This window comes from Paenibacillus sp. JQZ6Y-1 (assembly GCF_040719145.1).
Classification (GTDB): domain Bacteria; phylum Bacillota; class Bacilli; order Paenibacillales; family Paenibacillaceae; genus Saccharibacillus; species Saccharibacillus kandeliae.
The window spans coordinates 93,332-116,920 of the sequence record NZ_JBFDUZ010000006.1; the positions used below are offsets into that span (position 1 = coordinate 93,332).

At 47.8% G+C, this 23,589-nt stretch carries 18 protein-coding genes; 2 read left to right on the top strand and 16 right to left on the bottom strand.

The annotated features are described in order from the left end of the window. Positions 1 to 128: 128 nt before the first annotated feature. Positions 129 to 1,565, bottom strand: coding sequence for a MocR-like pyridoxine biosynthesis transcription factor PdxR (pdxR, locus tag ABXR35_RS21975; RefSeq protein WP_367064207.1), 1,437 nt, complete (start codon positions 1,563 to 1,565; stop codon positions 129 to 131). A 123-nt stretch (positions 1,566 to 1,688) separates the two neighbouring features. Between pdxR and ABXR35_RS21980 the strand changes: the two genes are divergently transcribed. Beyond that, on the top strand, positions 1,689 to 2,657 hold the full coding sequence (locus tag ABXR35_RS21980) for a DMT family transporter (RefSeq protein WP_367064208.1): 969 nt from the start codon (positions 1,689 to 1,691) through the stop codon (positions 2,655 to 2,657). 230 nt (positions 2,658 to 2,887) lie between these two features. On the opposite strand, the gene cyoD is transcribed toward ABXR35_RS21980, so the two are convergent. From cyoD to def, 14 genes are all read right to left on the bottom strand, one after another. Continuing rightward, positions 2,888 to 3,229: a cytochrome o ubiquinol oxidase subunit IV gene (cyoD, locus tag ABXR35_RS21985; protein WP_367064209.1), complete on the bottom strand. Its 342-nt coding sequence runs from the start codon at positions 3,227 to 3,229 to the stop codon at positions 2,888 to 2,890. A gap of 1 nt (position 3,230) precedes the next feature. After that, positions 3,231 to 3,842, bottom strand: coding sequence for a cytochrome o ubiquinol oxidase subunit III (cyoC, locus tag ABXR35_RS21990; RefSeq protein WP_367064210.1), 612 nt, complete (start codon positions 3,840 to 3,842; stop codon positions 3,231 to 3,233). Continuing rightward, entirely contained in the window at positions 3,842 to 5,818 is a 1,977-nt protein-coding gene (locus tag ABXR35_RS21995; protein WP_367064211.1) for a cbb3-type cytochrome c oxidase subunit I, read from the bottom strand. Before ABXR35_RS21995 ends, cyoC begins: the two co-directional genes overlap by 1 nt. A gap of 100 nt (positions 5,819 to 5,918) precedes the next feature. After that, positions 5,919 to 6,935 carry a cytochrome aa3 quinol oxidase subunit II gene (gene qoxA / locus ABXR35_RS22000; RefSeq protein ID WP_367064212.1) on the bottom strand — a complete coding sequence of 339 codons (1,017 nt, stop codon included), beginning with the start codon at positions 6,933 to 6,935 and terminating at the stop codon, positions 5,919 to 5,921. Positions 6,936 to 7,227: 292 nt separating this feature from the next. Then, entirely contained in the window at positions 7,228 to 7,500 is a 273-nt protein-coding gene (locus ABXR35_RS22005; protein WP_367064213.1) for a hypothetical protein, read from the bottom strand. 161 nt (positions 7,501 to 7,661) lie between these two features. Beyond that, a complete protein-coding gene (locus ABXR35_RS22010; RefSeq protein WP_367064215.1) occupies positions 7,662 to 9,005 on the bottom strand; it encodes a GH1 family beta-glucosidase in 1,344 nt (447 codons plus the stop codon). 238 nt (positions 9,006 to 9,243) lie between these two features. Beyond that, the gene (locus tag ABXR35_RS22015; protein WP_367064216.1) at positions 9,244 to 11,703 is read right to left on the bottom strand and encodes a glycoside hydrolase family 95 protein; all 2,460 of its coding nucleotides are present in this window, start codon (positions 11,701 to 11,703) and stop codon (positions 9,244 to 9,246) included. A 127-nt stretch (positions 11,704 to 11,830) separates the two neighbouring features. Then, the gene (locus ABXR35_RS22020) at positions 11,831 to 13,522 is read right to left on the bottom strand and encodes an ABC transporter substrate-binding protein (RefSeq protein WP_367064218.1); all 1,692 of its coding nucleotides are present in this window, start codon (positions 13,520 to 13,522) and stop codon (positions 11,831 to 11,833) included. A 182-nt stretch (positions 13,523 to 13,704) separates the two neighbouring features. After that, positions 13,705 to 15,396 carry an ABC transporter substrate-binding protein gene (locus tag ABXR35_RS22025; protein ID WP_367064219.1) on the bottom strand — a complete coding sequence of 564 codons (1,692 nt, stop codon included), beginning with the start codon at positions 15,394 to 15,396 and terminating at the stop codon, positions 13,705 to 13,707. A gap of 306 nt (positions 15,397 to 15,702) precedes the next feature. Further along, positions 15,703 to 16,605, bottom strand: a complete 903-nt coding sequence (locus ABXR35_RS22030; RefSeq protein ID WP_367064220.1) for a carbohydrate ABC transporter permease — start codon at positions 16,603 to 16,605, stop codon at positions 15,703 to 15,705. A 90-nt stretch (positions 16,606 to 16,695) separates the two neighbouring features. Beyond that, complete coding sequence (locus ABXR35_RS22035; RefSeq protein WP_367064280.1) at positions 16,696 to 17,676, bottom strand: ABC transporter permease; 981 nt, start codon at positions 17,674 to 17,676, stop codon at positions 16,696 to 16,698. A gap of 293 nt (positions 17,677 to 17,969) precedes the next feature. After that, positions 17,970 to 19,538, bottom strand: coding sequence for a response regulator (locus ABXR35_RS22040; protein ID WP_367064221.1), 1,569 nt, complete (start codon positions 19,536 to 19,538; stop codon positions 17,970 to 17,972). A 17-nt stretch (positions 19,539 to 19,555) separates the two neighbouring features. Beyond that, positions 19,556 to 21,343, bottom strand: coding sequence for a cache domain-containing sensor histidine kinase (locus ABXR35_RS22045; RefSeq protein WP_367064222.1), 1,788 nt, complete (start codon positions 21,341 to 21,343; stop codon positions 19,556 to 19,558). Positions 21,344 to 21,626: 283 nt separating this feature from the next. Beyond that, a complete protein-coding gene (def, locus tag ABXR35_RS22050; protein ID WP_367064224.1) occupies positions 21,627 to 22,202 on the bottom strand; it encodes a peptide deformylase in 576 nt (191 codons plus the stop codon). A 395-nt stretch (positions 22,203 to 22,597) separates the two neighbouring features. On the opposite strand from def, the gene ABXR35_RS22055 reads away from it, so the two are divergent. Then, positions 22,598 to 23,047 carry a MarR family winged helix-turn-helix transcriptional regulator gene (locus ABXR35_RS22055; protein ID WP_367064225.1) on the top strand — a complete coding sequence of 150 codons (450 nt, stop codon included), beginning with the start codon at positions 22,598 to 22,600 and terminating at the stop codon, positions 23,045 to 23,047. A 211-nt stretch (positions 23,048 to 23,258) separates the two neighbouring features. On the opposite strand, the gene ABXR35_RS22060 is transcribed toward ABXR35_RS22055, so the two are convergent. Continuing rightward, positions 23,259 to 23,576, bottom strand: a complete 318-nt coding sequence (locus tag ABXR35_RS22060; RefSeq protein WP_367064226.1) for a thioredoxin family protein — start codon at positions 23,574 to 23,576, stop codon at positions 23,259 to 23,261. Positions 23,577 to 23,589: the final 13 nt, after the last annotated feature.

Here is a 23,589-nt window from a genome sequence, read left to right on the forward strand (position 1 = left end):
ATCATGAACCATGTATCTTGCTGGGAACTGTCTAGCTCATTCTGAACCGCGTCTCTCTATGAATTTACCTAGCTCATTCTGAACCATATAATCCCCCTGTGAATTTGCCTAGCTCATTATCCACTCGTCTACTCGCTATCATCACAATTCACTCCATCAGACCCTCTTATAATCACACCATTCAATGCCTTGATTCCACCGATAATATCCTCATGCTCCAGATGACCATAGCCGATCAACAACGTATCATTATCGTCATGCTCACTCTGTTCCGTGGAATACTCAGAAGCCAGTGTCAAGCGTATCCCTGCTTCGCCACATCGCTTGAGAAAAGCAGTATCCAGCTTCAAACCTGGCAGTTGAATCGCTGTATGCAGACCCGAAGCATCCCCCCATACGATGACTTTATGGGAAATATATTGGTCGATAGCCTTCAGTAGTGTATTTCGTTTCTCACGATAAATGCGTCGCATACGTTGAATATGCCGATCCAATTTTCGTTGCTGTATAAAATGGCTGAGTGCCACCTGCTCCATGATCGGATTTTGAACATCCAAGTACTGTCGATTCTCCTGCCATGCGGTATGCAATGATCGCGGCAAGATGGCAAATCCGATACGTAGTGCTGGAAACATTGTCTTACTAAATGTACCGACATAGATCACTCTTGTGTGGTCCATGCTATGTAGCGGGCTAATCGGAGAGCCAGTATAGCGAAATTCACTATCATAATCATCTTCGATGATATAAAATTGCTGGTTGCGTGCCATTCGGATGAATTCGGCGCGGCGCGCAGCAGGCAATATGACTCCCAGTGGAAATTGATGCGATGGGGTTATATAGACTGCGGATACGGTATGACCGGACAGAATGGCACCATTCGCCCCTTGTTCATCGACAGGCATCCAAACGAGCGGAATGCGATTATTTTCAACAATCTGTCGAATCGCCGGATGAGAAGGGCTTTCTAGAGCAAAGGCTTTATTTTCCTGCTTCAATATATGCACAAGCAAATGCAACGCTTGCGTCGCTCCAGAGGTGATGAAAATATCAGCAGGGTCTACCTCCATCCCGCGGCTCCGCAGCAGCCAATCGGCAATTTGCTCGCATAATGGCTCATACCCTTTGCCATTACCATAGCTCAACAGCTCTGGCAATACATCAAGGGACGCCTGCTGAAGACACTGCCGCCAGCTATACCATGGAAAAGCAGCCAAATCGGGTTGCCCGGTCTTGAAGTCCCACCGAATAGGAATTGGCTCGGTTACAGTCTGCTTCGTAGGCTGTTGATCTGGCTGTTGATCTAGTTGCTGTTCCAGCTTTAGCCCCGAAGCTACACGCGTAGCTTTCCCCTGCTGTCTCATGATAAAGCCTTCAATGTCCAGCATATCGTATGCTTCGCAAACGGTATTACGCGCGACTCCCAGCTCGCGTGCTAATGCACGCGTTGAAGGCAAAGCCTCGCCCTCCAACATATTGCCCCGTAGAATCGCTTGCCGAAAGGACAGGAATATCTGTCGCGCAAGAGTTATGTTACTTTGATGCTTGAGCTGAATCCCCCACATCCGCAATCCCCCTTTCCAACTGGTCCAGTCCAAATGATACCATACTGGCTCTTATCCTCGTCCAGTTCCCTTTTTATAATGTGATCTATATCCATCCTACGATGAGGACAAAGGGGGCTTACCATGCAGCAATTCAAAGGAAAACTTTATTTATTACTGGCGTTCACCCTCGCGGGTACATCTGTTGTGGCAAGCTCCATACTATCCGAGCGTTTGCCTTTGTTCACCATTACAGCGGTAGGGCTAGGCATTCTGCTGCTCTGTATGGCTCCCTTTTATGGCAGAGCAACGATACAGACAATTCGGCATCTTCGTAGGCAAGACTGGATGATGCTGATCCTACAAGCATGGTTTGGCATGCTTGTATTCCGCATTTGTTTGCTGCTTGGGGTTAGCCGTACAAGCACTCTGGAAGCCGGAATATTAAGCGGTACTACACCCATGATAACGGCTGTACTGGCTTTTTTCCTGTTAAAAGAAAGGTTGAGCATCAAGAACGCCTTGGGCATCGGATGTACGGTGGTGGGAATTATGCTATTACAGAACACAGGCAACACTACCTTTATGCCATCTATGCAGCATATTTGGGGCAATCTGTTTATTATTGGTGCAGCTGCAAGTGAGTCATTATTTAATATTATTTCCCGTAAACAGCGCGCTGCCGATTCACGTTCTACTGCTCTCAATATTCATCCGATGGTTCAGGTTTATATCGTGTCTGCTATCGCCTTGGGCTTCTGTCTGATCCCATTTCTGCTAGAGCAGCCCGAGCCTGTTCCAATGCTCCTGCTTATTCACTGGCATGAATGGATCGGATTGATCTGGTATGGATTGATTATCACAGGGCTTGCGTTTTTCTTTTTCTATAAAGGTGTCGCTCACTGTAGTGCTTACACAACCGCTGCTTTTTCCGGTATGATGCCGCTCACTTCGATATTGTTATCGTTGCTGATCCTGAAGGAGCAGGCTAACTATATTCAGGGTGTGGGAGGGCTTCTGATTATCATTAGTATTGTTTTGATTGCCGAAGATAAGCGAAAAGCAGATATATCTCCAGTCTCAGAAAGAAAATCAATTTCAAAGACTTCCTGATTAATGGAGCAAACGAGTATCGCCAGCTAGTTACTTTGCTGTGATAACTCTGGATCGCCTACTATATCTTGTCTAAGGTAAAGCCGCTCATTATTTCCCGGGTAACTTTCTCGCTTGCTTTCCCCCTAATCACTCAAACAGCGAATAGAATCTACCAACAAAAAAAGCTCCCCCGATTGCTCGGGAGAGCTTTTGTACAGATATGCAATCTGTAGGTATACCGATAAAACTTAGTAGCCTACGCCATTGTACGTCATGATCCAAACCGAACCGGATACGACAACAAGAACGATAGCCAGACCGAAGATCAAAGCCATCACGTTCCAACGTGGTTGGTTGCCCTGACGTTCACGCACGTGCATGAAGAAGAACAACTGAACAACGAACTGCAGAACAGCGGTGATCATGATCACCAGTACTGTAGGGAAACGATCCAGCATATGATTGAGGACGACGACCAGTGGAATAATTGTCAGAATAATCGACAGGATAAAACCGATGATGTAAGACTTCAACGAACCGTGAGCATGTGCTTCATCATGTCCGTGTGTATGGTTGGAATGATCCGCCATGTTACATCACCCCCATCAGATAAACGACCGACAACAGGAAAATCCAGACGGCGTCCAAAAAGTGCCAGTACAAGCTGAGTACGTTGACTTTACCGCGTGTTACATCGGTAATGCCTTTGCGACCCAACTGAATCATGATCAGCAACATCCAGCCCAGACCCATCGATACGTGAAGTCCGTGCGTGCCGACCAGTGTAAAGAACGAAGTAGCGAATGCGCTGGTACCGTAGTTAAAGCCTTCGTGTACCATTTTGATGAACTCGTCAACTTCAAGGAAGATAAACGCTGCACCCAGTACCCAAGTTACTGCCAGCCATGCAATCAGTTGCTTTACTTTACCTTGGTTCATTGCCAGTACAGCAAGACCACTTGTAAAGCTGGATGTCAGGAGGATAAAGGTTTCAGCAATAACGCCCGGCATTTCGAAAATCTCGGACGCGGTAGGTCCGCCAGCTGTATTGTGGTGCAATACCACATACGTAGCAAACAGCGTACCGAACAAAACAACGTCCGTGATCAGGAAGATCCAGAAGCCAAGCAGTTTTAGTTCTTGCGGATCGTGATGTCCATGGTCATGACCGTGATCATGACCGTGCGTTGCGGCTTGTGCCATTAAAGTGTCCCCCTTAATGAAGCCTCAGTTTTTTCTACTTCTTCTGCTGGAATGTAGAAGCCCTCATCATCATTCATGGAACGCGCAGCCAGACAAGCCAACACGCCCGCAAGACCGATTACGGCCATCCATACCCAGTGGAATGTAAAACCGAAACCTGCGATAAAGAAGAACGTAGAAAAGATAATCGGGATACCCGAATTACTAGGCATATGAATTGGTTCGTATTTTGGCTTCGCATCCTTCGCAGGAAGCTTACCAGCAGCACGACGCTGCTTCTCGATCCACAATGGATCTCTGCTGTCCACTACCGGAGTAATGGCAAAGTTGTATTCCGGAGCTGGGGAAGGAATGGTCCATTCCAGTGTGTGTGCATCCCACATGTCGCCAGTTGTATCTCTTTCGCGGTGTACAAAACTATAAGCGATCTGTACAGCCTGCAGAATGAAGGCAATACCCATCAGGTACGCACCAACCGTCGAAACAACGTTCAGTGGGCCCCAGCCAGTATCCCAGTCAAATGTACTTACACGACGGGTCATACCCATCAGACCGAGCAGGTATTGTGGCATGAAACATACGTAGAAACCGATGTTCCAGAACCAGAATGACCATCTGCCCAGCGTTTCGTTCAGCTTGAAGCCGAACATTTTTGGCCACCAGTAGTACATGCCGGCAAAGTAACCGAACACGACCCCACCGATCAGAACTTGGTGGAAGTGGGCAATCAGGAAGTAACTGTTGTGATACTGGAAGTCAGCAGGTGCTACGGAAAGCAGTACCCCTGTCATACCGCCGACGATAAATGCCGGGATAAACGCAACCGTCCACAGCATCGGTAGATCGAAGCGGATACGTCCACGGTACATCGTGAACAACCAGTTGAATATTTTAACCCCTGTCGGGATTGCGATCAGCATCGTAGACAATGCGAAGAAGGCGTTGACGTCTGCACCGGAACCCATCGTGAAGAAGTGATGCGCCCAAGTAAAGAACGATACGAACGCGATGATCATCATCGCAAAGACCATTGACGTATAACCGAACAGCTTTTTGCGTGAGAACACGCTGACGACTTCGGAGAAGATACCGAACGCCGGCAAGATAACGATATATACCTCAGGGTGACCCCACATCCATATCAAGTTGATATACATCATCGGGTTACCCCCACCGTCAAGGGTGAAGAAGTGTCCGCCCCCAAATCGGTCGAGGAACAGCAGTGCCAGAGTTACAGTCAGAATCGGGAATGCGAAGATAATGATAACGCAAGTTGCGAATACCGACCAAGTGAACATAGGCATTTTCATCATCGTCATGCCTGGTGCGCGCATTTTGATGATAGTAACCAAGAAGTTGATACCTGTTGCTAGGGAACCAATACCAGAGATCTGGATACCCCAGATGTAGAAGTTCTGACCCGGACCCGGGTTAAACTGTATTTCCGATAGTGGCGGATAACTGAGCCAACCTGCATCCGGCGAACCGCCGATAACGAAGGAAAGGTTGAACAGCATTGCGCCCAGGAAGAACAGCCAGAAGCTCAGGGAGTTCAAATAAGGGAACGCTACGTCGCGCGCACCGATTTGTAGCGGTACAACGACGTTAAACAAACCGAACATAAATGGCATCGCCATAAACAAGATCATAACTACGCCGTGCGTGGTGAAGACTTGGTTATAGTGCTCGGGATGCAAAAATTCAAAGTTCGGAATCGCCAACTGGGTACGCATCATCAGGGCATCAACGCCGCCGCGGAACATCATGATGATGGCAGCCAGAATGTACATGATACCGATCTTCTTATGGTCAACCGTAGTCAACCAGTTACGCCAGAGCCATTTCCACTTTTTGAAATAGGTCAATCCAGCAACGATGGCAATCGATACCAATCCAATGGATACGTCTGCACCGTAGATCAACGGGTCACCGGTGACGAAAAACTCGGATGCAAACTGTTTAATATTTTCGAGCATCGTGGAGCTCCTTTCACTGTCTTTATCTATACCGTGTCAGGCAGACACGGCATAATGTAGCATTGTATCAATGCCAAAACATCACTAAATCGACAGCGGATTACTTGGAATCCGTACCCAATCCATCATGTTCTTGATTAGATTGACTGTCTGTACCCATATCGCTTTGACCTTCTTTGCTCTCGCCTTCGCCGGTTTGAGTTTGAGGAGTCGTATGGGATGCACGATTGGTATCCGCTATGCCGCCTGGCAGGTATTTGCCCACCAATTGTTGGAACAAATTGTCCGGGAATGCCGAGAAGTATTGCTTATCGGACGTACCTGGAGTGGACAACGATTGGTACGTATCCATCGTCATTGGCTGGGATTCGGTTTTCACCTTGTTTACCCATGCCTGATAGTCAGCATCGCTTACTGCATTGACGTCAAATCTCATGTCGCCAAAGTGCTCGCCGCTGAAGTTCGCACCGGAACCGAAGTATGTTCCTGTATGATCTGCCTGCAAGTACAGGGTCATAGCCATACCGGACATTGTATAAATCTGACCACCCAGCTGCGGAATCCAGAAGGAGTTCATCGGAGCATCGGAAGTCAATTCAAAACGGATTGGCGTATCCTCAGGAATGGTCAGTGTGTTCACAGACGCGATTCCTTCGTCAGGATAGAAGAACGCCCATTTCCAGTCCATCGATACAGCTTGGATGGTTACGGGTTGCTTTTGTGACTGAATAGCCACGGAAGGTTCGAGCGCGTACGTATAACGTACAGTCACGATACCAATAATGGCGATTACGACAATCGGAATGCCCCACCAAATGGATTCGAGCAATGTGCTGTGGCTGAAATCCGGATCGTATTTCGCCTTTCTGCCCGGCTTGTCACGATATCTCCATACAATGATAAAGGTCAGTATGGTAGTTGGTACGATGACAATCGCGGTCAGAATCGTAGAAATGATAATGATATCCCGTTGTCCTTCTGCAATAGGGCCTTTCGGGTTGAGAACAGCATAGTTACTGGAGCCAGTAGCTAACGCCCACACCGTCAGGGCCAGCGACAGAACAGTTACAACCAGAAGAACCCATAACATAAGGCGCGAACCTGGTTTTTTGTTCATCTTGATCCCCTTTCTCACTTAACGCTCATGACGTTCATAATATTGAAACCACACATTCCTATGGTAACACTAAGTGTGCTTTTTGCGTATCCATAGAAGGTGTAAATTTCAGTTTTTTTTGGCTTGTTAACAAATCTGTCAATTTATTCGTAGCCAAAAGTGAATGATTTCACATTATTTAAAGATTAACATATTTTTACTTCAACAAAAAGCCCCTTTAAGAATAAATCTTAAAAGGGCCGTATTCATGTTGTTAATTGCATATCAAATGTCCGTTAACAACGAACAATGATTACTCGTCCTTGATGCCATCTTTGCCCTCATCGCTGCGGGCTTGCATCGATCCAAGCCATTTACCAATCGAATAAATGAACGCAAAAGCAGCCAGACAGCCGACCCCGATCATCAATCCCAGATTGTTATCGTTAAACGGCTGCAGATTGAACACAATTAGCAGGATACCGGCAGCACAGGCAATCCATGCCACGATGCTGAGCATACGGCTTAATCCATAGGTATTCTGCGCTGATGTTCTGCCGCGGGGACCTTTTGAGTTAGTAGCCATGGAATCCACTCCCTTTCTTCGTAGTCATATTGCTAGTATGTGTACCGGTGATCACTTGCATGCCTTCAATACTGGATCGCATCGGTATGCTATACTGCCTATTACCACAAAATAGGGTCTTTGATTCGCTCGTCCCATTTATATTTTGGAAATGGCGTCAATCAGCGCGTTTCCATCCAATTGTTGCGTACGACATTCTGGTACCAATAGTAGCTTTCTTTTGGCGTACGTACCTGCGTACGGAAATCGACGTGAATCAACCCGAAGCGCATCCGATACCCCTCTGCCCATTCAAAGTTATCCATCAGCGACCATGCCATATAGCCCTTGAGGTGAATGCCATCGTTGATCACTCGATGTACTTGAGCGATATGCTGCTGAAGATAATAGACACGGATAATATCATTGATTTTGCCATTGACTGGACATTCGTTCACACAGGCACCATTCTCGGTAATGTATATATCGTTGTTGCCGTATTTTTGTAAATAATGAATCACATCGTACAGACCGGTAGCGTCGATAGGCCAGCCGATATCTGTTTTGAACAGTCCCATATCGACCGGCTCACTTTGCAAATATCCGGCAGCCGGATTGTAGCGATTTACGGTTGGATGATAGTAATTGATGCCGAGCAGATCAATTGGCTGGGCGATAATCTCTAGATCGCCATCCTGTATAGGAGGTGTGGCGCCTGCTTGCTGGAACCATTCGTATAGCGATGATGGATATTGCCCTTTATAGATCGGGTCTAGGAACCAATCGGCGTACACTTCAATATTGCGATTGCAGGCGGCACGATCTTCTGGTCGTTTGCTATATGGAACTGCCCACGCCACATTCGGCGCAATCCCGATCTGACCTTCCAGCTTCATCTCGCGGAATAACTTGACTGTCAATCCGTGAGCGACCAGTACATGGTGTCCTACGTTGAGTGCGACCTGCAAATCCTGTTTGCCCGGCGCATGCTTGCCTTCCAAATTGGATAGAAATGCGATACACCACGGCTCGTTGAAGGTCAGCCAAAATTTGATTTTGCCAGAAAACTCGCGGAAGATGATTTCGGCGTATTTGACAAATGCATCAATCGTACGCCGATTCTCCCAGCCGCCCACATCCTGTAGCGCCTGCGGTAGATCCCAATGATACAGCGTGCAAAATGGTTCGATGCCAGCTTCCAGCAATGCGTCTACAAACTTGTGATAAAATTCAATGCCTTCGCGGTTCACCTCTCCATCGCCATCTGGTAAAATACGCGGCCATGCCACGGAGAAACGATAGGTGTCGATACCGAGTTCTTTCATTAAAGCAATATCTTCCTCATACCGATGGTAGCTGTCACAAGCGATATTGCCGTTATGCCCGTCATACACCTTGCCCGGTGTATGTGCAAAGGTATCCCAGATGGACAACCCACGTCCGCCCTCCTGATACGCGCCTTCAATTTGATACGATGCAGTCGCTGTCCCCCAGCGGAAGTCCTCTGGAAATTGGAAAATAGTCATAATCATACTCCTCCTCAAGTTCATGCTTCACAAAAGTATACGCTTACATATTAATATAAAGAATCAACTGGAAACAGGCTGTAACTTATGTTTCTATGTGTGTAAATTTAGGGGATTTCCCCTCTCTATACATCACACTCATATAAATGTAAAACAGCTGCACAGCCAGTATCTGTACAGCTGTCTTGGTTCTGTTTATCCTCTCTATTCCTTTTATCTTCTTTATTCCCTTTAGTGTCTATCTATCAGTTGAGGTCAATTGGTAGCGTTGACCAGCGACTAACGTACATTGAAGCAAATGACCATATTCATCCTCTATGGATTGTGCTGCTGGGATAGAGGTTTCTACAGGTGTAATGTTGTTGCCATCATTATGAAGTGGCTGAATATGCAGTGCCTGCTCAGAACGGATGCGACATATGCCGTTATGATCGGCTAATATCTCCGCTTGCTGCAATACTCCATCCTTCCACTGTATATCCACCGTATACCCACCGCGTGCTCGCAGCCCAGTCACCCTGCCATGTTGCCAATGGGATGGCAAGGCAGGCAGTAGATGAATACCATCCAGATGACTTTGTAGCAGCATCTCCGCTATACCTGCCGTCCCACCAAAGTTACCATCAATCTGAAACGGCGGATGTGCATCAAACAGATTCGGATACGTAGAGCGCGCCAGCAGTGTATGCACAAAGTGGTGTGCCTGCTCTCCATCCAGCAATCGTGCATACAAATTGATCAACCATGCGCAGCTCCATCCGGTATGACCACCACCATGCGCTAGCCGTCTCTCTAGCGATACACTTGCCGCTTGTACCAGCTCTGGTCGTTCATGGCGATTGATTTCATTCCCCGGATATAATCCGTACAGATGCGATACATGTCGATGCCCCGGCTCATGCTCTTCATAATCGTCATACCATTCACGCAGCTGCCCATACCGTCCGATTTGAAAAGGATATAGTCTGTCGATGGACACACGCAAACGCTCAACAAACGACGACTCGGTTGCTGGCTGATCCAACAATTCTGCTGCTTGTATACAATGCTGGAACAATTCGCGGATGAGCGTCATGTCCATCGTGGATGCAGCCGATACACTGCATGGTGTGCCGCTATCCGTTAGGAATTTATTTTCTGGCGAAGTGGACGGTGCGGTGACCAGATAGCCCTGTGGGTCTTCGATCAGCCAGTCCAATGCAAATTGCGCCGCTTCCTTCATAATCGGGTAGGCTGTCTGGCGTACATAATCTAGATCCTGCGTATACCGATAATGCTCCCACAGATGCGCGCACAACCAGATGCCGCCCATCGGCCAGAATGCCCAGCTGGCATCGCCGCCCGTCGGAATCGCCTGCCGCCACAGATCAGTATTATGATGCGTGACCCAGCCGCCAGCTCCATAATGAATCGCTGCCGCCTGTTGCCCGCTGTGACGGAGCTGCTCAATCATCGTTAGCAGCGGTTCATGACATTCACTCAGATTGCACAGCTCCGCAGGCCAATAATTCATCTGGGTATTAATATTGGTCGTATAATCGCTGTACCACGGCGGCTGTACATGTGGATTCCAGATGCCTTGCAAATTGGCAGGCTGACTGCCCGGACGTGAGCTAGCGATCAGCAGATACCGTCCATAATGGAAATAAAGAGCTTCCAATCCATGATCCTGCCCATACTGCTTGTATCGCTCCAATCGCAGATCGGTTGGCACATGTGCCACCTGCGTTTCCTTTTCATGCGATGTATTTACCAGCTCTAGCTGTACTCGTTCCATTAAATGGGCGTAATCCTCGCTATGCTCTCTGACGATCGTATCCCAGCCCAGTGCTGCCGCGCTGTCCAGCTGTTGACGACATTCCTCAACCAAGGAACGTCCAGCACTGCCCGGTTGACGATCATAGCCATCATAATTGGTAGCCGCCGCTAGCAAAATCACAACTTGAGTCGCACCATCCACCTGAATCTGTTCACCATGTGCCTGTATCGTGCCGCTATCGCTCCACACTTGCAACACGGTATGAAAATGAATTCCCTGCTCCTCTGCATCATCCCAGCGATACGGCTGCTCTTTTTCCCCATACCATGAAGCTTCTGGGTAGACGTAGCCTTGCATATGCAGCTGATCACCAGAAGCGGTCATTCGATGCGGCTGTACACTGTTCAGGCTGATCTGCGCAGACAACGGCTGATTCACCGTACTACGTAGACGATATGCAAGCACCTGATGCGGATAGCTAATCAATACTTCACACTCTAGCGACTGTTCCCCCTGCTGCCAAGACGTACGCGCCACTGCCTGTCGTAGATCCAGCTCACGACGATAATGCCGAATCTCGGTATCTCCTGCTGGTGCAGCATACTGTACAACCAGATCGCCTAGCGGCTGATATGCCTGTACATCCTGACCAAGCATCTGCGTATTGACTACTTCCTGAGCTTCATCCAGTTGTCCGGCAAAGATCAGCTTACGCGCCTGTTCTAGCTGTTCCAAACTGGACAGATTGGCACGTTCACGTGGAGTTCCCGTCCAGAGTGTATCTTCATTCAACTGTACGACGTCTCTCACGGCATCGCCAAATACCATACCACCTATGCGCCCGTTGCCGAGCGGCAAGGCTTCTTCCCATACCTGTGCAGGCTGGGCATACCATAGCTTATGTAAACTCTTGGTGGAAAGTGACGGTTGCTGTGTCATCAAAGTTCCTCCTTTATATTCATTGGCATATGATCACTTAGGAAAACTGCCAGACAGTCAGATAAAAAAAGAGACTCGTTTCACCGAGCCTCTCCTGTTGTATGGTTGCTGTATGTGGTCGCTGTTTTTACTTGGCAGCTACCGGTTTGCTCCACAGCTCTACCGTATCCTTGATCATTTGCGAATACGTTTGTTCCATTTTCTTCATATCATCGGTATTCAATTCGCTGATCATCTGATCATAAATGCTGTCGAATTGATCTGGTTTTGCCAAAATCGCTTCTGGGATGCGCTTGCGCACAATATCCTGCGACTTCTGGTAAGCGACAGTGTAGTTCGGGTCATCCGGTGCAGGCAGGTTATACGCTGCTCCCCATTGTTTGACTGGGAATTCGTCTTTTTGCGGGAACAGGTCTTTCCATGTCGTTGCACCGTACGCTTTCAGTGCATCCTTCTCCGGTTGTGTGTATCCGGCAACAATTTGCTCTGGGAAGTTGGTCGTGTAGTAGTTGCCAGTAGCATCCTTCACGCCATCGCCATAGCGAACGGAGAAGTTATACATGCCAATACCAGATTCCTTGGTGAAATTGGTATTGTCGTTAACTTTGCGTTCCTGTACGTCTTGTGGGATCACGCGTTTGCCATCTTTCATTTCGTATTGCTTGCCTTCGATTCCCCAGTTGTTCAGCACCTGTGCCTCATCCGATGCCATCCAGTCGAGGAATTTGATCATACGAATCGGGTCTTTGGCAGATGTAGTGATCCCGATACCATAACCGACTGGTGCGCCTACATCTTGGAACGAATGATCTTTGGTTTTGTCATCCATCTGTATCGGATAATGACCGTAAGTGCGCTCCGCCATGCCGGATGTTTTCAGCGAGTTCTCAGCTTGCTGATAATCCCACTCCTGATCAATCAGACCGAGCACGCGACCGCTTGCCACTTTGGACAGATACTGGTCACTCTTCTGGGTAAAGGACTCTGGGTCCAGCAGACCTTCATTGTACATATGATTCAGCCAGCGGAAGTATTCTTTTTCCTCTGGACGTTTGTAGTGCAATTGCGCTTCGTACGTTTCTGGATTGATGTAAAATTCACCATCATCCGGTGCGCCCGTCGCGTTGAACGCTGGATTGGTGACGGTAATCATGATTTTCCAGTCATCGGCATTCAGCGACAATGGAATGGTAGGCTGTCCATTGATCGTCGGATGCTTTTCTTTGTACTCCTTGAGCACATTTTCAAAGTCCTTCACTGTTTGGATCTTCGGATAGCCGAGTTCCTTCATGACCGCATTTTGTAATTCAAATCCACCACCTGCGTCAAAGGACGTCTGTCCAACACCAGCATTGGTCGGAATAATATAGATGGATGGATCTTCTTTACTGTATTGCAAACGGGACAGATCGTCGCCGTATACCTTTTTGATGTTAGGACCGTATTTGTCGATCAAATCGGTCAAATCGATCAGCGCCCCAGCTTCCACCAGCTTCGTAACGGAGCCTTTCGGGAAGATCATATCTGGATACTCGCCGGATGCAGTCATCAGCGCGATCTTCTGCGTACCGCCGCCACTGACATCGTATTCGGCATTGATTGTTACATTGGTTGCTTTGGTGATCGCCTGTCCAACATCATCTTTCATGCCGTTCCAGGTTGCATTGGGATCGGAGCCGAAGAATGAGAATGTAATCGGTGTGGATGTATCGGATGTTTCGGTTTTCGTCGGATCGGAGCTGCCTCCGCATGCGGTTACGGTTGCCAGCGACAGAACAGCCAGCGGGATCAGTGCACGTTTTAAGAATTTTGCAGACATTGTAAAAAGTCCTCCTTCATAGTAAAAGCCATTCTTGTTGTCAAACGCTACCGTACATCCTCCTCTCCTCTTCATCATACAATAACAGCGCATGGAAAAAGGGACTCTAGCAACAGAGTCCCCATTTGTATTTCCATACAGAAACCGGGCATTCGGAGCACAACTGCACTCCTTGCTGCTGCTTACTTGGCGGCTACAGGTTTATTCCACAGCTCGACCGTATCTTTGATCATTTGCGAGTAGGTTTGTTCCATTTTCTTCATATCGTCTGTATTCAGCTGTGCAATCATCTGATCATACAGGGTATCGAATTGATCCGGCTTGGCAAGAATCGCTTCGGGAATACTTTTACGTACGATATCCTGCGATTTTTGGTATGTCACCGTGTAGTTTGCATCATCCGGTGACGGCAAGTTGTACGCTGCGCCCCATGCTTTGACTGGGAAATCCTCTTTTGGCGGGAACAGATCTTTCCATGTCGTTGCGCCATATGCTTTCAGCGTATCTTTCTCTGGCTGAGTGTAGCTGGCAAGAATCTGTTCTGGGAAGTTGGTGGTGTAGTAGTTGCCAGTAGAATCCTTCACGCCATCGCCGTAACGGACGGAGAAGTTATACATGCCAATACCGGATTCTTTGGTGAAATTAGTGTTATCGTTTGTTTTGCGCTCTTGTACGTCAGCAGGGATAACACGTTTGCCATCTTTCATTTCGTATTGCTTGCCTTCAATGCCCCAATTGTTCAACACCTGTGCTTCGTCGGATGCCATCCAGTCGAGGAATTTGATAATACGGATCGGGTCTTTGGCAGATGTGGTGATCCCCATGCCGTAACCAACTGGTGCGCCAATATCTTGGAAGGAGCGATCTTTGGTCGACTCATCCAGTTGTACCGGATAATGACCGTAGGTGCGCTCTGCCATTTTGGACGATTTCAGTGAGTTCTCTGCTTGTTGGTAATCCCAGTCTTGGTCAATCAGACCAAGCACGCGACCACTGGCGATTTTGGACAGATATTGGTCACTCTTTTGGGTAAAGGCTTCTGGGTCTAACAGACCTTCGTTATACATATGGTTCAGCCAGCGGAAGTATTCTTTTTCCTCTGGACGTTTGTAGTGCAATTGAGCTTCGTACGTTTCTGGGTTGATATAGAATTCGCCATCATCCGGTGCGCCAGTAGCTAGGAACGCCGGGTTGGTCACGGTGATCATGATTTTCCAATCATCTGCATTCAGGGACAATGGGATGGTTGGCTGACCGTTGATCGTCGGGTGTTTTTCCTTGTATTCTTTGAGGACATTTTCAAAATCCTTGACCGTTTTGATCTTTGGATAGCCTAGCTCTTTCATGACGGCATGCTGTACTTCAAAACCGCCGCCTGCATCAAAGGAAGTTTGACCGACACCAGCATTGGTCGGAATCACATAGATGGACGGATCGTCTTTACTGTACTGCAAACGAGACAGATCGTCGCCGTATACCTTTTTGATATTCGGACCGTATTTGTCAATCAGATCGGTCAGATCGATCAGCGCGCCAGCTTCTACCAGCTTGGTGATTGAGCCTTTCGGGAAAATCAAATCTGGGTATTCGCCTGATGCGGTCATCAATGCAATCTTCTGCGTACCGCCACCGCTCACATCATACTCGGCATTGATCGTGACATTCGTTGCCTTTGTGATCGCCTGACCGACATCATCCTTCATATTGTTCCAAGTTGGACTTGCATCCGAACCAAAGAAGGAAATGGTGATTGGTGTCGATGGATCTGACGTTTCCGACTCGGATGGATCGGTACTGCCGCCACAGGCGGTTACGGTTGCCAGCGAGAGTACCGCCAGCGGAATCATGACGCGTTTCAACAATTTGCCAGCCATGAAAAAGCCCCCTTTTGAATGGTCATCCTCTGTATGCTAAGACGGCATTGCCGTCACGTAGCCTTTGTGAAAATAACACCTACACAATTCGGAAACAGCATTTCCCTGAGACCCTTTGCGGATTACCATTCATCGTATAATGTTTCCGCTTACATTTAAGGGGAAATGGATAGCCGGCACAAGGACCGGCTGAAGCGATGCGGCAGAAACCTTTTGAACCTGATTGCAGAAGCGTTGTCTGTCTTTGTCATGCAGAGCAGCAGCTAGAGCGATGACTATGTATGCCTAGCCCAGTGGGCAAAGGCATTATGCCTTCACCGCACCCAATGTCATACCGCTGACAAAGTACTTTTGCAGGAACGGATACACGATCAGAATCGGCACCGTAACGACGATGGTAATCGCCATCCGAATCGATTCTGGCGAGATGCTCGCCATCTGCTTCGCCATATCGTTCGCATTGACAGCACCGCTTTGCTGGGTACTTTGCTGCAATACTTTCATCAGCTCGTACTGTAGCGTCGTCCATTCTGGCGAACTGGCATTGTACAGATACGTATCAAACCAAGAGTTCCATTGCCCTACGGCGAGGAACAGAGCAATCGTTGCCAGTACTGGCTTACACAGCGGCAGGATGACTTTCAAATAGATCGTAAAATCATTCGCTCCATCCAGCTTCGCCGATTCTTGCAGCGCATATGGCAATCCATCGATAAAGGAGCGGATAATGAACACGTTGAATGCGCTAACCACGCCGGGCAGTACATACACCCAGAATGTGCCGATCAGATGCAAATCGCGCATCAGCAGGAAGGTAGGCACCAGACCTGCGGTTACATACATCGTCAACGCCAGAAAGGTCGAAATGAATTTGCGTGCCTGAAAATCAATCCGACTGAGCGTAAATGCCAGCATCGACGCGCTGATCAGACCGAGAATCGTACCAACTATTGTCCGAAGAATCGAAATCTGCGCCCCTTGCAGCAGACCTTGATACTGGAAGATGACTGAATAATTTTCAAATGTGAACGCGCGCGGGATAATATGGATACCGCCCCTTACCGTATCTGACGATTCGTTAAGTGAGATCGCCAGTACATTTAGAAACGGATACAGCGTTACAATCAGTACAAGCGACATCAGAATGGTATTGCACACATCAAAGATTTTGTCGCCTCGAGTGGCGTTAAATGCCTTGTTGGTCGCCATTGCCCTTCTCCCCTTTCAAGCTTATATCCTGCGTCGCAGCAGGCGGAACGCTATCGTTACCGCCCATGCTGCGTTACTGTACCTAAGAGATTACATAATACTTTCTTTGGTTGTTTTCTTGAAAATACCGTTCGCTGTAAACAACAGCGCAATACTGATTACGGAGTTGAAGATACTGATTGCTGTACCATAGGAATAGCGGTTCATTTCAAGCCCGTATTTCAATGCGTAAAGGTCCAAGACCTGTGAATAGTCGGTCACAAGGTTATTGCCGAGCAAGAACTGCTTTTCAAAGCCGATGCTGACCAGATGACCGATCGACATGATCAGTAGGACGATAATCGTGGTCCGCATCCCCGGCAGCGTAATATGCCACATTTGGCGGAAGCGGTTGGCGCCGTCGACCCTTGATGCTTCATATTGCTCCTGATCAATCCCGGTAATGGCAGCCAGATAAATGATCGTATTCCAGCCCATTTCTTTCCACACATCGGAAGCGGTTACAATTCCCCAGAACCATTGCCCTTGTGCCATGAATTGAATCGGCTGGTCAATAATATGGAGTGAGACGAGCAGTTCATTAATGATACCGCCGTCGGTGGAGAGTGACTTGGTGACAATCCCGGCTACAACGACCCAGGATACAAAGTGAGGCAGGTACGATACCGTCTGCACCGTACGCTTGAAGATCATGCCGCGTACTTCATTAAGCAAAATGGCGAACACGACTGGGAAAATAAAACCGAAGATCAGACCAAGGAAGCTCATCGCCAGTGTATTGCGCAGTGCCAGGTAAAATTGCTGATCCTGAAACAATGCAATAAACTGATCCAGCCCGACCCAGCGCTGTTCAAAGAATGAGCGTGCCGGACGATATTCCTGAAATGCCATCAGCCAGCCCCAAAGCGGAACGTAACTGAAAATGAATGCCCAGATCACAAAAGGGATCGACATCAGATACAGATAACGTTGCTGCTTAAATATCTTCCAGAAGCTGCCGGTTTTGCCTGTGCTGATGCTGGAAGCCTTGTCCCGTTTGCGGGAAGATGCCTGTTTGGTTGTTGAATCCATCATTCCATCCACCTTCCTATAATCGGCTTCATCGCGGGGATGATGCCTTGCTGTGCTGCAACCGTATCGTGGTGAGTACATATTGAATTATAAAAGAAAGCGCTTTCTATTTATACCTGACAAATTGGATGTAAAATCATATAAAAATTAGACATCGGCTCCATTTCCTGTCATAACACTAAAAATAAAGGATATAGCCTGATCCATTTCTCCGAGTAGTCTAACCATACTGAGATCGATATAAAAAATCCTGCTCGCCGAATGGGGAACAGGATTTCATCCTTATCTATGCTTCAATCCAATTGTCGATCCAGCTGCTCCCGATACGCAGATGGCGAGATGCCCGTGTACTTTTTGAATTTGCTATGAAAATAGTCTACATTCGCATATCCAACCTGTGCCGCGACCTTGTGCACCTTCATTCCCTGTGCCAGCAATTCCTTGGCACGATCCAGCCGCACCTGATCGAGAAAGTGATTGAATGAATCGCCCGTGTATGTTTTGAACATTTTGCCTAAATATGCGCTATTGTAATTGAATACCTCTGCCAGCAGCTCCAGCTTCAGATTGTCGCTGTAATGACGACGGATAAAGTCGGTCATCTGCTTCATTACTGATTCATGACTGCCGCCGTCAATCGATTGCAGCAGGCAATCCAGCCGTTCGCTGATCAGCTCCACTACACCTGCCGCCGTGGCAGCGGAATACAGCTCTGGAATCAACGCTAGACATTGCTGCACTGCTGGACCTGAGCCAGACACACTCCCCGGTAAGCGACTGAGCGCCAGCGATAATACATGCGAGCATAGACTTTTCGTTTCGCGCTCTGGCATGGTTGCGCGGTGACACGTATCTAGCAGCTCCTGCAAGACCCGTTGTGCCGCCGCCAGACTGCGAATATCGACCGCATAATACAGCCGATCTGCCCATTCTGCTGCCTGTGGAGCCGGAGCCGCTGTCTGTGCTTTGGTGTTGCCGTCCGTTCCTTCATAAGCGCCATGTACAGTTCCTTGCCCTGCCAGCGCTACCCCGGAAGCATCAAACCAAAAGCGTCCTTCTAGCAGCTGCTGCGCCTGCTCATAGCTGTCATGAATCAGCTCCGCTTCCTCTTCCATATCCCCAGCGGCAATATACCATTGCTCTCGACCACCGTCTTCATCCAGCAACCGCTGTCTCAAATCAGCCAGTGCCTGCTGATCATACTGCCTGCCGGTCAATATGCCGATCCACGGCCCCGCCGCAAATACAATATGCTGTTCTTCCCCTTGCCACCAGCTACGCAGCCGCTGCAACGGACGATGGATGCCTTCTGCCTGTTCTCCCGTTCCCGCATGCCATTCCAGCAAAATAATCTGATACCTTCCCCAGTCCAATCGCAGCTCCTGCAGCGCCCGTTCCTGCTCTCTACCGGATGTACTAAGCAGCATCTGCTCCACAAGCTCATATGCCGGTACCTGATGCGGCTGTACAGCATTGCCGCGCTGCTCCTGCTCTAGCGTGCGATAGACACGGCGCAGCTCCTGCTCCATCTCTTCCTCATCCACTGGCTTCAATAGATAGCCATCCACTCCATAACCAAGTGCTCGGCGCGCATACTCAAAATCGGCATGACCACTCAAAATCAGCACATGCGCCTGATTATGCTCCTGACGTAGCTGCTGAATCACTTCCAGCCCGCTCATGCCCGGCATACGGATATCCATAATCATCAGATCGGGCTGAATGCGTTCAAACTTTTGCAGCGCTTCGCGCCCATTTGCCGCCGCATCCACCACCTCAAAACCCATGCGGTCCCAGTCAATAATCGTTTTCAATCCTTCCCGAATCGCCGGTTCATCGTCGACAATCATCACTTTAAACATGATCTGTGGTCCCTCCCCTATTCGGATTCCGTGACATCCGACGCTGGTATTTTAAAAGAAATCTGTGTACCGGCATGCGGTGTGCTGGAGATATGCAGCCCATATGCCTCGCCGTACGACAAGGTAAGCCGCTGATGCACATTTTTCAAGCCAATACGGTCGCCTTCATTATCCGTGCGCAGCGACTGACGCACCTGCTTCAAGCGCTCAGCACTCATGCCGGAGCCATTATCGATCACATCAATCAGTACATCGTGTTCGATTTGCAGCGTACGAATAATGATCAAGCCGCCACTTTCCCGACTCTCCATACCGTGGATGATGGCATTCTCCACCAGCGGCTGAATGATCAGCGGTGGAATCGACGTATCCCCTGTTTGTGGATCAAGCAGCAGTTCATAGCTCAGTCGATCACCAAAGCGGAATTTCTGAATTTCCAGATACGAGCGTACCAGTTCCATCTCACCGTGGATTGTCGTATGCTTGCTGCCGATCTCCAGATTGTTACGGATCAGCTTGCCAAGCAGACGCACAATATACGCGATCTCCTTTTCGCCATTCACATGCGCCTTCATGCGGATGGATTCCAGCGCATTGAATAGGAAGTGCGGATTCATCTGACTTGCTAGCATTTTAAAATTAATATCCCGCTGGCTAATCTCCAGCTTCGTATTCCGCTCATTCGTCTCGTACACCTGATCCATCAGCTGCCGAATATTCAGCACCATATCATTGAATTTGCGTGATAGCTGCCCAATCTCATCCATACCGGTAATATTGGAGGATACTTTCAGATCCCCCGTACCGACGCGGTTAATCTGGCGACTCAGCCCAGACAAGCGGCGCGTAATCAGCAACGAGATCAGTTGCAAAAACAGCAGACCGATCAGCAGAATTGCCACCAGCACACCCGTACCAATCAGAATGATCATATTCGAGTCGCGCACAATGCTGTTATTGGAAAAGACCGATACGATCTTCAGCCCATTCATACTGCTGTCTGGAATCAGTTCATCCACCACAATATTAGACAGCTGTCCATTCACCTCACGCTCGTAAATGCCTCGACTCGCCAGATCGATATCAATATCAATGCCCGGATCATCCAGCCGCTTACCAATCAGCTCGGTATTTTTGGCAGAAACGATATTGCCGCGATCATCCAAAATCATCGTTTCAAACGGCTCGGCGCTGATCAGTGAATTCAGATACGACTGGCTCAACTCAATCACCAGCACACCGCTAGTCGTATAATCAGTAAAATTAATTTTGCGTACGAGACTGAGCACCCGTGGTGTATTGATCTGATCATCCTTGCGATAAAACCAATTGATCTTGCGGCTGTTGATCGCCGCCTGATACCAATCGCTATTGCGCGTATCCGAATTGACACGCATAAATTCCAGATTGTCCTGTAGCGTATCATTGGTCGCATAAAAGCGAATCGCCGACACCTCCGAATACAATCGTTGATACTCGTCAAATTCCTGATAATTCCGGTACGCCTCCACCAGATCGTATACTCGGTCATACCGCGTATTGACCACCTGACTAAGACGACTATCAAACAACAGCTCATTCGAGATATTGATCGGTACCCGCAACATCGTCGTTAGCTGATTTTTGATACGCTCCACATTGGTCGTCGTTTGCTCGATAGCATTATTGAGCGCATCCTGACGCATATAATTTACGACAACGCCGCCGATCACCAGCACCGGCAACATCACGACAAAAATATACGCGATAATCAGCTTGTTTTTGATTTTGATATCGTTAATACGATGGATCAGCATACGCCACATCGTTGTACCTGCTTTCCCTATCTTTTGACAGCCATTCCGCATCACTACAACTCGAAAAGTTACAGCTGCAAGTTTCTTGATGGTGGTAACGGTATCCCCACAAAATATGAAACGCTTACAAAAGTCATTCTGGAAATATACTGTATCATAACATATTCCCAAATAAAAAGACTGTCCATAAAAGACAGTCTTTGGTATGATGTGTAAATTTTAAAAAAGTATTAAATTTATACGATTAAATGTTTATAAATTATTCACAAGTTACCGATATACTACATTAGACTTAGAGCGGCTTAATAAATTCGGTCTCTGGCAGGGTAAACGGGTCCTGCCTATTAATGTGATCATAGAACATAACTCCATTTAAATGATCATATTCGTGCTGGAATACGATTGCGGAGAAGCCCTTCAGCTTCAGCTTGAACGACTGCCCCTCCGGCGTAAATGCCTGCACGGTCACTTTCTCATAACGCGGTACATATCCGTCCACTGGACGATCTACAGACAGACAGCCTTCCCCATGCTCAAGATAGGTCATTGCCGCAGAGTGACTGACGATTTTGGGATTGCAAAATACATATTCAAGCTGACGATCCTGATCATCGGTAAAATAGACTACAAACACGCGTGCGTCCCAGCCAATCTGATTGGCAGACAAACCGATGCCCGGTCGGAGACCATATTTTTCGGCTGCTTTTTCATCCTGTGATTGCTTCAAAAACTCCATCATGCGATTAACAGTTGTACGTTCTTCATCCGATAACGGCAAGTTTACGGGTTCCGTTACCTTGCGCAAAATCGGATCGCCTTCGCGTACAATTTCGTCCATCGTTACAAAGGGAAGTGATGATTGATTCAATGTAGCTGATGCCACCTTTTTCCTGGAATTGGGTTGAACATTCTCGTTCAATGTTCGGGATTTCATCGTCCAATCGGCGATATTGATAGTTAATTATAAAAAATGTTCAAATTTACGTCAATGACAACGGTTTTTTGTCTCAATCTGTCGAATTTGCATTGACGGAATACTGGTAACAAATTACTATATTGTTAAGGAAGTTTTAAGAAAAGGATCTCGACGATTTACGATTGATATCGTTATCCTGCATTCGTTACTCTCTATATTGGTATTTTGCTTCTACACATCCTGGCGATCTACATAATTGATTCGTGATAGCCAATCAACTCTGGTTGCTTTCATTATACCAATAATTAACTAACAGTTTTATTTATTTTATTGAGGAGGATTTACTATTGGAAACGTCTGGCGAACTCTTAAAAAGTTATCTCTTGCTGGTGGATCGGATGCCACGAATCATGGAACTGCCTACGCTTATGCGTCAGCTCAAATCAAACACTACCGAAATTTTCATTTTGCATTTTCTGCTCAATAACGGTAGTCAATACGGTACAGATATTGTGAAAGCAACGGGACTCACAACGAGTGCTGTTACCCAAATTTGTGACAAGCTGGAGCATGAGGAGCTGATCGAGCGTACCCGTTCGGATCAGGACCGCCGTTATGTCAGCATCTCCATCACCCGTAAAGGTGGACGCGCTCTGGATAAAATTTTCGGTACGATGGCTCACAAGCTGGTTGAGAATATTCGCGAATTGAGCGATGACGAAGCAGATGAACTGCTGCTGCATCTGCGCAGCGTAGAGCAATTGGTGCTCAAACGTCGTCAACTTGCGGTAAAATAATGGTTATTTTGAAAGAAAGATAATAATGTAATAACGTTGTTATCAACGCAAAAAAGCCCGTACAGAAATCATTCTGTACGGGCTTTTTGTCATGCAGCGATTCTGTATCCAAAGGCGGTGCTGTCTGCGCCTTCCGCCCCGATGGGCTAGTGCGCAGGCAGTACTGCCAATTCCTTATTCGCTGGCATAATCTTCATTCTGTCGATCTGTATTATTTCACGTCAGCCAAATATTCAGCTACTTGAGTAGGTGTTTTCGCAAATTTGCTATGCAAGTGGGCTATCTTCTCGCCATTACGGTAAACAAGCAGACTTGGAATGCCGCGCACTTCATTTTGCTCAGCGAGATCTTGGAACTTCTCAGCATCCATCGCATAGAAGCGCTTGTCTTGATTTTCTTCTATAATGCCGCCCATAAAGCGATCCAGTGTCTTACAGTCCGGGCACCAGTTGGTGTCGAACTTGATTACGGTGTATTCTCCTTCACCAATCAGCTGACGGTATTGATCTTCACTTTCAATGCGTTCCATATCAGAACCGCTC